The following is a 13,070-nucleotide window of genomic DNA, read 5'->3' as shown; positions in this document are numbered from 1 at the left end:
CTGAAACCGAGCTTCAGTGCGCCGTGCCGACCACGTGTTCCAGGCGCTCGCGCAGGGCGTTGATGTCGCTGTTGTCCGCGTGGGGGTCGGTCTCCTCGTGGAGTTCGCTGAGGCGGTCGGCGATGCGGGTGCTGTGCAGGCCCTCGGTGATGGTGAGCGCGGTGGTGGCCTCCTGGCAGGCTCCGGCCAGTTCTCCGACGGCCAGGTGGGTACGGGCGAGGCCGATGTGGTCGAACGCGCGGGAGCGGACGCGGCCCGCGGGGCGCAGGTGCAGGGCGTTGTTCAGCAGGGTGAGGGACTGTTCGGCGCGTTGGGTGCGGTGGGGGCCGGTGGCGTGTTTGGCGGCGATCTGGTGGGCGATGCCGAGGGTGGCGGAGAGTTCCGCTTCGTCGAAGAAGGCGGTGTGCGGCGGTTCGTCGTCGGGGCGGATGCGGGCGAAGGCGTCTTCGGCTTCCCCCGCTGCCCGTTGGCTCTCCTCCAGGTCGCCGCGCATGGCGCTGAAGCGGGAGTGGAGGGCGGCGAGGATCGCGCGGGTTCCTGGGCCGGCGTGGCGGCGGGCTCCGTACTGGGCGAGGGCGACGAGTTCGAGGGCGTCTTCGACGTGTCCGAGGTGGGACATCTGGCGGGCCATGCACTGGAGGATGTGGGCGGCGAGCTGGCGGTCGCCGCCTTCGCTGGCGGCGTGCACCGCGGTGACGAAGAGGCGCTGGGCGCTGAGGTGGGCTCCGGCGTCGAAGGATATCCATCCGGCGACGCTGCCCAGGTCGGCGACGGCGCGGAAGAGGCGGCGGCCGGTGGCCTCGGTGTAGGTGGCGGTGGCGAGCAGGTCGTTGATCTCGCTCATCTGTGCCACGACGGCGCGGCGGGAGAGCACGCCGCCGTGCCGGTTGTCGGCGTCGCGGAAGGCGGCGGTCAGCGCCTCGATCGATTCGACCTGGGCGGTGCCCAGCATGCCGGGGCGTGTCGCGGTGTTCGGCAGGGCGGCGGGTTTGGCGGAGGGCCAGCGGCGCAGCGGCTCCAGGAGGGCGTCGGCGGTCTGGATCTGTGCGGCGTCGTCGCTGGTGCGGGTGTGCGGCAGCATCAGGTCACTCCGGGTCAGGGCAGCGATGGCGGCGATGGTGGCGGCGTGCTGCCACGGCAGATCGGCGCCGTGGCCGGGGCCGGGTTGCGGGCCTGGCAGGCCCACGTCGGCCGGGGTGAGCGGTAGTGCCAGCCGGGCTCCGAGGACCTGGGCGATGAGCTGCGGTACCGGTGGTCGGGGGCGTTCCCCTGCGCGCCAGCGCCGTACCCGGCTCTCGTCCGGGTTGATGTGCCGGTGCCCTGCTGCCCGCGCTCTTCCGGTGACTGCCTGGGCGAGCTGGGCGTTGGAGAGCTGGGCGCGGTCCATGAAGTGGCTCAAGAGGGTGTTGGGCAACCGGCCGCCAGCCTGTGCCATCTGGGCCCTTCCGCCAAAGTGCCGACGAACCTTCCGAGCGTACGGCGTGCGGCACCCGGCAGGAACAACGCCGCTGGATTCGCCGGTCTTTCGCCGGTCCGCACGCCGGGGCGACGCCGCGGTGTCCGCCGCTGTGCGCCACGCTTCACCGGCTTCGCGTGCCCAGATGGCTGTGGTGCCGTGGTGATGACGCCCGGAGCCGTGGCCCGGGGTCTGGCGTACAGCTCACAGGAGAGGCCCATGGAACTTCCGTTCATCGTGGTCGATCAGCTCACCCCGCAGCAGGAACGCGACTGGCACACCTTCTTTGGCACCGAGGGCGCCGACCGGCCCCGGGACATCGAGGAGGGCATCTGGCGGCGCACCCAGGAACAGGCCACGGCCGCGCAGTCGCACTGGCGTCCCGGCGACGCGCGGCGCCGCATGGTGCACTACCGCTACCGGTACGGGCTCGCCACCACCACCGGTGCCCCGGCCCTGGCGCTGCGCCAGTTCTACCTGTACCACCACGCCGCCGCCCCGGCCGAGGAGATCGGCGCGCACTGGGAGACGGTCCGCACCGCCCTGCGCACGGGCGGCTGGAAGCCCGAGGACGGCGGGTGGGTGCGCGGCGACCTGCGCGCCACCCCCACCCTGCGCTCCGCCCCGCACCCCGAGGACATCCGCGCCCGCCGCACGCTGCCGAGCGGGTACGCCTGTCTGGACGTGCAGATCACCTCGTCCGGCTACGTGCCGCCCCCGGCTACCCGCCGCCGCCCGTGGCAGGTACTGGCCGGCGGCATCCGCCGCAAGGCATCGCCGGGCACCTTCCGGCGCATCCCGGACCTGGCGGCGCTCGCCGATTTCCTGCCGTTCCAGGTCGAGATCGGCTGCGGCACGAGCTGGGAGGCCGGCATCCCCGCGCTGCACCGGCTGCACGAGATCTACCGGGTCACCACCCGCGAGGACGGCGCCCCCGGCGCCCACGGCTTCATCCTGCGCCCCCAGGACGACCCCCTGCTGACGGAGTTCCTCGCCGCACCGGAGGAGAAGGCCGAGGAGTGCGTGGAGATGTACCGCGCCTGCTTCCAGGCCCGGCCCACCCCGGCCCTGACCGCGCTCAAAGAACTGCACGAAGCCGGGTACCTGACCGGGCCCGTCATCACCAACAACTTCGACGTGCTGGCAGCCCGCGCCGGGCTGCGCGAGTGCTTCGTACGCCGCTACGACCAGATGATCCCCGACGTGGAATGGGGCCAGGAGGCCCGCGCGCTGCTGGTGGTCGGGCTGCACGCGGACCGCCGCCAGGTCGCCGCCCGCGCCCGGCAGCGCGGCATGCAGGTCATCCACTGCGACCCCGAAGGCTTCCACAACGACGGCATCTTCCACCCCTACCCGCTTGAAGGCCCGCAGGACGGCGACCTGGTCTGCAACGCCCCGGCCGGTGTGGCGCTGCCCGCGCTCGCCCAGCACCTGCTGGAGAAGGCCGCGGCCTGACCCCCGCGTCAACGGCGCGACCTGCCCAATGCCCGTTCGTCCGGTCAACGGCGCTAGCGTGCGAGCCCGTTGACCGGCCCGGCCTTCACGACGAGGGCGGGCGGACCGAAGGAGCACACCGCACTATGCGCGTATCCGTCATCGGCTGCGGCCACCTGGGCATCCCGCACGCCGCGGGCATGGCAGAGATCGGCCACGAGGTGATCGGCGTGGACACCGACCAGGCCAAGATCGACACCCTCAACCAGGGTGAGAGCCCCATCTACGAGGCGGACCTGCCCGACCTGCTCGCCCGCCACACCGCCTCCGGGCGGCTGCGCTTCACCACCAGTCTCGCCGAGGCCGCAGAGAACGCCGATGTGCACTTCCTCGCCGTCGGCACGCCCCTCGACGCGGACGGCCGCACCTACGACATGGGCCAGGTCTTCGGCGCCGCCCGCGCCCTCGCCCCGCACCTGACCCGCCCGGCCCTCATCATCGGCAAGTCCACCGTCACCCCCGGCACCACCGCCAAACTCGCCGACCTGCTCGCCCGCCACGCCCCCGCCGGCCGCGACGTCGAGGTCGTCTGGAACCCGGAGTTCCTGCGCGAAGGCCACGCCGTCGCCGACACCCTGCGCCCCGACCGGATCGTCGCCGGCGTCCCCTCCCGCCACGCCGAGACCATCGTCCGCGACCTGTACGCGCCGATCGGCGCCCCGCTGGTGGTGTGCGACCCGCCCACCGCCGAAATGATCAAAGGCGCGGCCAACACCTTCCTCGGCCTGAAGATCTCCTTCATCAACGCCGTCGCCGACATGTGCGCCGCCTCCGGCGCGGACGTGGCCACCGTCGCCGCCACCATCGGCATGGACCCGCGCATCGGCACCGGCGGCATGAGCCCCGGCATCGGCTACGGTGGCGGCTGCCTGCCCAAGGACATCCGAGCCTTCACCGCCGCCGCCCGCCAGCTCGGCGCCGACGACGCCGCCACCCTCCTGCGCGCCGCCGAGATCATCAACGAACACCGGCCCACCGCGGCCCTCGACCTGATCACCCGCGCCCTCGACGGTCCCCTGGCCGGCCGCCCCATCACCGTCTGGGGCGCCGCCTTCAAACCCGGCACCAACGACGTCCGCGAATCCCCCGCCCTCGCCGTCGCCCGCCTCCTCCAGGACCACGGCGCCCGCATCACCGTCCACGACCCCCACGCCGTCCCCACCGCCCTGGCCCGCCACCCCGAGCTGGAGTACACCGACGACCTCCCCGCCTCCCTCAAAGGAGCCGACGCCGTCGTCCTGGCCACCGAATGGCCCCACTACCGCGACGCCGACCCCACCACCCTGCACGACCTCCCCGCCCAGCCCCTGATCATCGACCTGCGCACCACCCTCGACCCCCGCCCCTGGACGGCCGCCGGATGGCGCGTCCGCCAGCTCGGCCGCCCTGGGGTACGCACCCCCCGCTAGCCAGCGGCCGACACCTGAACCGCGAGCGGCCGATTCCCGTCCGCCCCCGCCCACGGCACGTACCGTGCACACCAATGAGCCGAGGAGGGCCCATGGGTGTGGCGGCGGCGATCCGCAACAGCGACGGCGCGTACCTGCTGCACCTGCGCGACAACATCGACGGTATCTGCTGGCCCGGCCACTGGAGTTTCCTCGGCGGCCGAGTGGAGAGCGGGGAGACACCGTACGAGGCCATCACCCGCGAACTGCACGAAGAAGCCGGCCTCGTCCTGCCCGACCTGCGCTCTCTGGCCACGCTGCAACAAGGCAACGGCCGTGCCGACATCGAGGTCTTCACCGCCTCCTGGGACGGCGACGCCGCCGGCATCCCGGTGACCGAGGGCATCATGCTCGCCCATTTCCACCCTCGGATACTGCCGCGCCTGCGCGTCCCACCGTGGTGCGTCGAAGCGATTCGTCTCGACGCCGCAACAGCTCCTGGGCGCTGATAGGGGAGACGGCCGGGGCCGCCACCCCCCACAGGAGAGGCCCCGGCCGCCGTTCGGGTACGGGCGTGGGTGCGGCCCGTACCTCTTACTGCGTCGGGGGCGGCGAAAGCGTTACCCCGCAGGGTCGCGCGGGCGGGGTGGGCGGCTCTGGACGGGAGTGGTTGGGGGGCCGTAACGTGCTGGTCCGCGCCGGTGGGCGCGATATTCGCTGAGCACGCGCCCGTGACCGGCGCAGCGGTCACATTCCCTGGGGGTCTCGAAGATGCATCCGTGCGGGAGCTGCCGCGCCGTCGCCGTGGGGCCGGACGGCCGCTGTGCCGCGTGCGGCGCGTATCAGCAAGGGGCGTACCAGCAGCCGGGGGGCTATCAGCAGCCGGGCCCCTATCAGCAGGCCGGTGGGTACGCCGGCGCTCCTCCCTACGCGCCGTACCCTTACGCGGCGCCGCGGTTGCCCGCCGGTGGGGTGGATCTGCGGCGCGGGCTCGCGACCGCGGTGACGGTGCTGCTGGGCGTCACCATCGTCGTGCTGGTGCTGCGGATCGTCGCCGCGGCCGGGCAGTACGGCGTCATCTCGGACGCGCTCGACGGGGTCCGGGTGAGCGAGTCCGACCTCGACGGAGCGGACGATTTCTTCCGGATCATGATGCTGTTCGGCTCGCTGACGCAGTTGGCCACCGGCATCGTGTGGGCGGTGTGGTTCCGGCGGACGCGGCTCAACGCCGAGGTGTTCGCGCCCGGTCAGCACCGGTACGGCAGCGGCTGGGCCGCCGGCGCCTGGTTCACGCCGGTGGTGAACCTCTGGTTCCCCAAGCAGATCGCCAACGACATCTGGCGCGCCAGCTCGCCCGCCGGCCCGTACGCGCCGCGCGGCCTGCTCAGCGCCTGGTGGGTGGTGTGGATCGTAGGCATCGTGCTCAACTCGGCCACCACCATGCAGTACACCGTCGCACGCGGCCGGATGATCGACACCCACGTCGCCGTCCTCAACGTCCGCGGCCGGGTCGACGCCTTCCAGAACGCGCTGGCCACCAGCATCGTCTCCTGCCTCGTCCTGCTCGCCGCCGCCGTCCTCGCGATCCTCCTCGTCCGCCGCCTCACCGCGATGCAGGAACAGCGCGCCATGGCCGGCCCTCAGGGACCCGCCGGGTACGCCGGGGCGATGCCGGGCGCGCCGGGCATGCCGTACGGCGATCCGGGGTACCCGGCCCCGCACGGCGGCTCCGGTCCTCCGGCGCAGGGCGGCTACGGCTACCCCGCCCCGGGCGGTGGCCACGGCCACCCCGGCCCGCCGCAGAGCCCGCCCCCGCCGGCGCCGCAGGCGAGTCCGTACGGGCAGCAGGGCCGGCAGCCCCCGTACGGCTCCGGCCCGGCGGGGTACTGAACCGCGGGCCGACCGGAGTGGGGCAGGATGTGGGCGTGCTGGGGGACGACGCTGAGCTGACCGCCGCCGTGTACGCGGCCCAGGGCGGGGACGAGACGGCGTTCAGAACCGTCTACCGCTCCGTTCAGCCCCGGCTGCTCGGCTACCTGCGGACGCTGGTCGGCGAGCCCGACGCGGAGGACGTCGCCTCCGAGGCATGGCTCCAGATCGCCCGCGACCTCGGCCGGTTCCGCGGCGACGCCGACCGGTTCCGCGGCTGGGCGGCCCGTATCGCCCGCAACCGCGCCCTCGACCACATCCGGCTGCGCGGCCGCCGCCCCGCCATCGGCGGCGACGAGAGCGAGCTGGAGGGCCGGGCCGCCGACGCCGACACGGCGGGGGAGGCGCTGGAATCGCTCGGCACCGGGCGCGCGTTCGCGCTCATAGCCCAGCTCCCGCGCGACCAGGCGGAGGCCGTCGTGCTGCGCGTCGTCGTCGGCCTCGACGCGAAGAGCGCCGCCGGGGTGCTGGGGAAGCGGCCCGGAGCGGTACGTACCGCCGCGCACCGGGGCCTGCGGCGGCTGGCGGAACTGGTGACGGGGTCACAGGCGTCGTCGGGGACGGACCCGCCGCGGCGGCGGGGCGCGCACACGCCCCCCACCGGGGTGGGCGCTTCCGCAAGTGTGACGCAATTGCGCTCCGGTACGCAGAAGGACATGTGATGGCGGACGACCACCCGTACGACCACCCGTACGGCCGGCTGGACGACGACGCCGTGGAGCGGCTGCTGCGCGGCGAACCCCTCCATGGCGACAAACCGGTCGGTGCCGATGATCCGTCGTCTCGTTTCGATGATCTGGGCGGTACCGGTGGTACGGGCGGCGGTGCGCCGGGCGCGGGGGACTCCGCTGGTACGGGCGAACAGCACGGCAGCGACGCGCGGGCCGTCGCCGACCGGCTCGCCGCCGCCCTCTCCGACACCGTCGCCGAGCTGACGGAGACCGCGCCCGCCTCGCCGGACGGCACACTGCCCGGCGAGGAGCGGGCGCTCGCCGCGTTCCGGGCGGCGCGCGCCGAGCAGCCCGCGCCGGTACGGACCGTATGGCTCGGCGCGCTCGCCGGGCGGCGGCCCTCCTTCGTGCGACGGCCCCTGAAGGCGGCGTTCGCCCTGGCCCTCGCGGGCTGCGCGCTGGGCGGGGTGGCGGTCGCGGCCGGTACGGGCATGCTCCCGGCGCCGTTCAGCGACGGCGGCGGCGAGCCGGGGCCCGCGACCAGCGTCTCGGCGGCCGACGACACGGGCGGCGGCCAGTCGTCCCAGCCCGACCTCGAACTCAGCACGGGGGACCCCTCGCCGTACCCGTCGGGTCCGTACGGCACCGCGCCGGGCCGCTCCGCCTCGCCGGGCGGTGGTCCGTCGGTGGATGGGCGCGGGGGCGAACACGGGAACGGGGACGAGGACGGGAATGAGGACGGAGTCGGGGACGCCGATCCGTCGAAGGGTGGAAAAGGCGAGGGCGAGTCGCAGCACGGCGGCGCCCACAGCAAGGGCGGCAAGGGCGACAAGGGTGACAAGTCCGGCCGGGCGTGGGTCGAAGCGGTCTGCCGCGCGTACCTCTCCGCCAAGCGCGGACCGGGCGGTGAGCTGGAGGACGTGAGGCTGCGGCGGCTGGAACGCGCCGCCGGCGGCCCGGCCGCGGCGCGCAAGCACTGCGAGCGGGTGCTGGGCCCCGGCGGCTCCGGCGCTCCGGGACCGACGACGGGGCCGCCCGGAGGATCGGCGGGCTCGGGTGGATCGGACGGCTCCGACCCTGGGGACGGCGGCCAAGGCGGCGGCGCGGGCGGCGGCCCCGGCCATGGCGACGGGCCAGGGCACGGTGGCGGACCCGGTCACGGTGGCGGCCCGGGTCATGGCGGTCACGGTGGTCACGGTGGTCATGGCGGTCACGGCGGGAGCGACGGCGATGGCGGCGGGGGTGACGACGACGGCTCGGGGCCAGGCGGTGGCACTGGTAGCGGCGACCCCGGCCCCACCACCCACCCGTCGCCTCCCACAGGCCCCACCCATACCTCCGCCCCACCCATGGCCGCGCCGCTCCGGACCGCCCAGCCCGGCGCCCCGATCACCACGGCCACTTCGATCCGTCAGCCCGTGGCGGCTCCGGCGAACGCGTGACACTGCCGGGCTAGAACGGGGAGACGGGCCGGGCCGAAAATCACTCGGAAGCCGGTCCGATGCCGCCGAATGCCACGGGGTGTGACGTTTTTCGGCCGCCCGGCGCTGAATGAAGCAGGCCGACTGGTCATCGGCCGCGCACGAGGCCGGGGTTCCCCCCGTACCAACGGCCAGTGCGCATTCGGCGCGGGCGGGGCACGTTCCCCCGGCCCTGCCCGCGCTGCTCTTCGCACTGCGCCGCCATGCCCTGCCGCGCGCTCCACGCCCTGCCGCGAGCCCCGCGCACGTAAGGCGCCCGCCCCCAACGGACTACCGGTAGACCACGACGCGGTCGCCCTTGTGGACCTTCGCGAACAGCGCCGCGATCTTCGCCTTGTCCCGGACGTTGATGCAGCCGTGCGAGGCGCCCGCGTAGCCGCGGGCCGCGAAGTCCGAGGAGTAGTGCACGGCCTGGCCGCCGCTGAAGAACATGGCGTACGGCATGGCCGAGTGATAGATCGTCGACACGTGATGGCGGCTCTTGAAGGCCACTTTGAACGTGCCCTCGCGCGTCGGCGAGTGGTGCGAGCCGAACCGTACGTCCATGGCCGAGACGACCTTGCCGTCAACCATCCAGGCCAACGTGTCACTCTTCTTGCTGATGCACAGCACACGCCCGGTCCGGCACCGGCGGTCGGGCGTGTCGATCGGCTTGGTGGTCGGCGGGTGGAGCTCCCCCTGCGGCGGCCGGCCGCCGGTCGCGGAGCGCAGCGCGTGCCAGGTGTCGCTGTCGGTCGTGCCGGTGGCGTGCAGCCTGTGCCCGCGCTGGAAGGCGGCCACCGCACTCTTGGTCAGCGGTCCGTAATAGCCGGTCGGATTGGCGTCGAAGAGGCCGAGCCGGCGCAGCCGCGCCTGCAACTCGCGCACGCGCTCGCCGTGCGCGCCCGGCGCGAGAACGACCTTGGGCGCCGCCGGGTGGGTCTTATGAGGCCGGTGTGGCGTGTGGCGCTGACTGGAGGCGTGGGAGGAGGCGTGGGAGGGGTCGCGGGGGGCGGCATGGCCGGGGGCGTGGGAGGAGGCGTAGGAAGTGGCGTGCCCGGCGGAGCCGGGCCAGGACGGCCACGGCTGTACGCCCGTGCCGGCCTTGGCGTCCGCGCGCTGGTCCGTACGGGCGTGGCTGCTGCCTCCGGCCGGTTGCGAGGCGGTGCCGGAGACCGGCCCGGTCTGCACCTTGCACCCGGCGGTCAGCGCCACCGCGCCCGCCGCCACTCCTGCCGCGACGAGCACTCTGCGTACGACAGTTGTCTGCTGCATCACCGCTGGATGATTCCCAGGGTCGCCGCGAGGCGAACCTCACCCCACCCGGAGGTGGCACCGCCCCGGACGGTGGGCAGGCTGTGAGGAAGGTCCCAGGCGGTGCGGCTCCACCCTTCGTACCGCCGCCGCTACAGTCCGCGGCGGGGGCCCGAGGACCCGGGGGCCCCCGGCGTCCGTACCGTCCGGCGTCCGCATCGCTCGGCGCGCGCGTCGTCCGGCGTCCGGGCCGTCGGGCGTCCGGGGCGTCGGCCGTCCGCACCGCTCGGCGGCCGCACCGTCGGGCGCCCGCGGTGCTCGGTGTTCGCTTTGTTCGGCAACTCAGCGGGAGGCACAGAACCCATGGCGCGTGAGACAGAGTCCGGTCTGCCCATCGAGCCGGTCTACGGTCCGGAAGCACTCGCCGACTGGGACGCGGCCGACATACTGGGCGAGCCGGGCGCGTACCCCTTCACCCGCGGCGTGTACCCGACGATGTATACGGGCCGGCCGTGGACCATGCGCCAGTACGCGGGGTTCGGCACGGCCGCCGAGTCCAACGCCCGTTACCAGCAGCTCATCGCCAACGGCACCACGGGCCTGTCCGTCGCCTTCGACCTGCCGACGCAGATGGGCCACGACTCCGACGCGCCGCTGGCGAGCGGCGAGGTCGGCAAGGTCGGCGTCGCCATCGACTCCATCGAGGACATGCGGACCCTGCTCGGCGGCATCCCGCTGGACAAGGTCTCCACCTCGATGACCATCAACGCGCCGGCGGCCCTCCTGCTCCTCCTCTACCAGCTCGTCGGCGAGGAGCAGGGCGTACGGGCGGACCAACTGACCGGCACGATCCAGAACGACGTGCTCAAGGAGTACATCGCCCGCGGCACGTACATCTTCCCGCCCAAGCCCTCGCTGCGGCTGATCGCGGACATCTTCAAGTACTGCAAGGCCGAGATCCCGAAGTGGAACACGATCTCGATCTCCGGCTACCACATGGCGGAGGCCGGGGCCTCGCCCGCGCAGGAGATCGCCTTCACGCTCGCGGACGGCATCGAGTACGTGCGTACGGCCGTGGCGGCCGGCATGGACGTGGACGACTTCGCGCCCCGGCTCTCCTTCTTCTTCGTCTCGCGGACCACGATCCTCGAAGAGGTCGCCAAGTTCCGGGCCGCGCGCCGGATCTGGGCGCGGGTCATGCGGGAGGAGTTCGGCGCGAAGAACCCCAAGTCGCAGATGCTGCGCTTCCACACCCAGACCGCGGGCGTACAGCTCACCGCGCAGCAGCCCGAGGTCAACCTCGTACGGGTGGCGGTGCAGGGGCTCGCGGCGGTGCTCGGCGGCACGCAGTCGCTGCACACCAACTCCTTCGACGAGGCCATCGCCCTGCCCACCGACAAGTCGGCGCGGCTCGCCCTGCGCACGCAGCAGGTGCTGGCCTACGAGACCGACGTGACCGCGACCGTCGACCCCTTCGCGGGCTCCTACGTCGTCGAGACGATGACCGATGGCGTGGAGCAGGCCGCGCTCGACCTGATGGCCCGGGTCGAGGACATGGGCGGCGCGGTCGCCGCGATCGAGAACGGCTTCCAGAAGTACGAGATCGAGCGCAACGCGTACCGCATCGCGCAGGAGACGGACAGCGCCGAACGCGTCGTCGTCGGCGTCAACCGCTTCCAGCTCGCCGACTCCGAAGAGGAGGAGCCGTACGAGCCGCTGCGCGTCGACCCCGCCATCGAGGCCCAACAGGCGGCCCGGCTGGCCGCGCTGCGCGCCGGACGGGACCAGCCGGCCGTGGACGCGGCGCTGGCCGAGCTGAAGAAGGCCGCCGAGAGCGACGACGGCTCGGTCAACGTCCTCTACCCGATGAAGGACGCCCTGCGGGCGAAGGCGACGGTGGGCGAGGTCTGCGACGCGCTGCGCGAGGTGTGGGGGGCCTACGTGCCGACCGACGCGTTCTGAGGGGGAGGGGACGGGGGTGTTGAAGGGGCCTTGAGGGCCTGACAGCTTTGATGGCCATCAGGGACCTGGCGCGCTGCTAGGTGCTGAAGAGTGAAGAGTGCTGAGAGGCGTCGCAGGACGGCTGAGGTGAAGGGCGGCTGACGTGACGGGCGGGGGCGGGGCCGGAAGCGGGTCCGGAAGTGGGGGCGGGGCCGGGGGCGGTGGTCCGAGCGCGGGTGGTGGTGCCGGCTTAGCCGGCGGCTATACGTACGGCTACGGCCTCTTCGTCGTCGGCGCGCTGGACCTGGCGCGGCTGACGGACGCCCTCGCGGAGGGCTTCAGCGTGTCGGCGGCGGAGACCGTCGTGGCCGCCGAGGGCGACACCACCCCGCCCCGCCCCGTCGCGTGCGCGTACCGGCCCGTGACCGGCGACGTCTCCTGGCACCTGGAGATACGCGTCCGGGAGGGCGCGCCCGATCTGCCCGGCGGCCCTGACCTGGGGCGCGGCATCGCCGCCCGGCTCGACCGGACCGTGCTGTACGAGGCGGAGCTGTTCCGGCCCAGCGCGTACTGGGTCGTCACGCCGGGCGGCGCGTACGGGCGGGCGCGGCTGCACGGCCCCCAGGCCGAGGGCGGCGGGCAGCCTCGATACGTCCTGGACGCCGCCGAGATCCCCGTGCCCGGTCTGCCGCACGTACCCGTCGAGATCATCTACGAGGCCATCGGCGACCGCTGCGGCTTCGCCTTCGCCGAGGCCCTGCGCCGGATCGTCGACGCGCTGGCCGGCCACTGCCCGCAAGCCCGCACGGCCGTCCTGCGCGGCTCCCTGGCCACGGACACGGCGGATCGTTTCAGCGACTTCGACCTCGTATGGACCGTGCCCGACGCGGACTTCGCGGCCTGCGTCGCCGCCGCCCCGTCCGTCGTCCACGCCGCCCACCCCCTCCTGCTGCCCGCCCGCAGCGACCCCGACTTCCACGCCCGCGCCGACCGCCGGCTGCTGTTCTTCACCTTCCGCGACCTGCCCCTGTTCTGGCGCCTCGACCTGGAGATACGGGCCGAGTCCGGCTCCCCGCCCGGGCCCCTGGCCCCGCCGGGCGGCGGGTGGCCGCTCCCCGCGAGCGCCCTGGCCAACGCGGTCGCCGCCGTCAAGGCCGTACGGCGCGACCGCCCCGACGCGGCCCGCGGCCTCGTGGACCGCGGCTTCGAACGCCTCGGCTCCCGTCGCCGGGCCACCGGCCGCTGGCCGGAGGACATTCGCGGCCTGGCGGACGCGGCGGAGGCGATGGAGGCAGCGGAGGCCGCGGTGGAGGGGGGCGGGCAGCCGGGGATCAGGGCCTTCGCGGAACGGGTCCGGGGGCTGGTGGCGGGGGAGCTGGAGTGACGGGGGTGGTGTGGGGGGTCTGGGGGGTCTGGGGCGGGGGGAGACGAAGACATACGAATCGGTCTGGTCCACTCCGGACCGGACCGGCACAGA

At 73.8% G+C, this 13,070-nt stretch carries 10 protein-coding genes; 8 read left to right on the top strand and 2 right to left on the bottom strand.

Annotated features, from left to right (window positions below; genetic code table 11):
• Positions 1 to 13: 13 nt before the first annotated feature.
• Positions 14 to 1,435 carry an NsdA family TPR-like regulatory protein gene (locus tag IF55_RS26675; RefSeq protein ID WP_030887444.1) on the bottom strand — a complete coding sequence of 474 codons (1,422 nt, stop codon included), beginning with the start codon at positions 1,433 to 1,435 and terminating at the stop codon, positions 14 to 16.
• Between the two features lie 240 nt (positions 1,436 to 1,675).
• Here IF55_RS26675 and IF55_RS26670 point away from each other — a divergent pair, with 240 nt between their 5' ends.
• The 6 genes from IF55_RS26670 (at position 1,676) to IF55_RS26645 (ending at position 8,380) form a co-directional block, all read left to right on the top strand.
• Positions 1,676 to 2,911 carry an SIR2 family protein gene (locus tag IF55_RS26670; RefSeq protein WP_030887441.1) on the top strand — a complete coding sequence of 412 codons (1,236 nt, stop codon included), beginning with the start codon at positions 1,676 to 1,678 and terminating at the stop codon, positions 2,909 to 2,911.
• A gap of 125 nt (positions 2,912 to 3,036) precedes the next feature.
• A complete protein-coding gene (locus IF55_RS26665) occupies positions 3,037 to 4,359 on the top strand; it encodes a UDP-glucose dehydrogenase family protein (RefSeq protein ID WP_030887437.1) in 1,323 nt (440 codons plus the stop codon).
• A 92-nt stretch (positions 4,360 to 4,451) separates the two neighbouring features.
• The gene (locus IF55_RS26660; RefSeq protein WP_048832488.1) at positions 4,452 to 4,847 is read left to right on the top strand and encodes an NUDIX domain-containing protein; all 396 of its coding nucleotides are present in this window, start codon (positions 4,452 to 4,454) and stop codon (positions 4,845 to 4,847) included.
• A gap of 463 nt (positions 4,848 to 5,310) precedes the next feature.
• A complete protein-coding gene (locus tag IF55_RS41245) occupies positions 5,311 to 6,228 on the top strand; it encodes a DUF4328 domain-containing protein (protein WP_169767273.1) in 918 nt (305 codons plus the stop codon).
• A 35-nt stretch (positions 6,229 to 6,263) separates the two neighbouring features.
• Positions 6,264 to 6,929 carry an RNA polymerase sigma factor gene (locus IF55_RS26650; RefSeq protein WP_030887429.1) on the top strand — a complete coding sequence of 222 codons (666 nt, stop codon included), beginning with the start codon at positions 6,264 to 6,266 and terminating at the stop codon, positions 6,927 to 6,929.
• On the top strand, positions 6,929 to 8,380 hold the full coding sequence (locus IF55_RS26645) for a hypothetical protein (protein WP_048832485.1): 1,452 nt from the start codon (positions 6,929 to 6,931) through the stop codon (positions 8,378 to 8,380). Before IF55_RS26650 ends, IF55_RS26645 begins: the two co-directional genes overlap by 1 nt.
• A 309-nt stretch (positions 8,381 to 8,689) precedes the next feature.
• Here the strand turns inward: IF55_RS26645 and IF55_RS26640 are convergent, their stop codons facing one another.
• Entirely contained in the window at positions 8,690 to 9,673 is a 984-nt protein-coding gene (locus IF55_RS26640) for a L,D-transpeptidase family protein (RefSeq protein ID WP_063764043.1), read from the bottom strand.
• A gap of 342 nt (positions 9,674 to 10,015) precedes the next feature.
• Here IF55_RS26640 and IF55_RS26635 point away from each other — a divergent pair, with 342 nt between their 5' ends.
• Together IF55_RS26635 and IF55_RS36075 are read left to right on the top strand one after the other, a co-directional pair.
• Entirely contained in the window at positions 10,016 to 11,614 is a 1,599-nt protein-coding gene (locus IF55_RS26635; RefSeq protein WP_030887422.1) for an acyl-CoA mutase large subunit family protein, read from the top strand.
• A gap of 142 nt (positions 11,615 to 11,756) precedes the next feature.
• Positions 11,757 to 12,977 carry a nucleotidyltransferase domain-containing protein gene (locus IF55_RS36075; RefSeq protein ID WP_051776207.1) on the top strand — a complete coding sequence of 407 codons (1,221 nt, stop codon included), beginning with the start codon at positions 11,757 to 11,759 and terminating at the stop codon, positions 12,975 to 12,977.
• Positions 12,978 to 13,070: the final 93 nt, after the last annotated feature.

Source organism: Streptomyces varsoviensis, assembly GCF_000718635.1.
In the GTDB taxonomy this organism is placed as follows: domain Bacteria; phylum Actinomycetota; class Actinomycetes; order Streptomycetales; family Streptomycetaceae; genus Streptomyces; species Streptomyces varsoviensis.
This window is presented reverse-complemented; position numbering and strand designations above follow the sequence as displayed.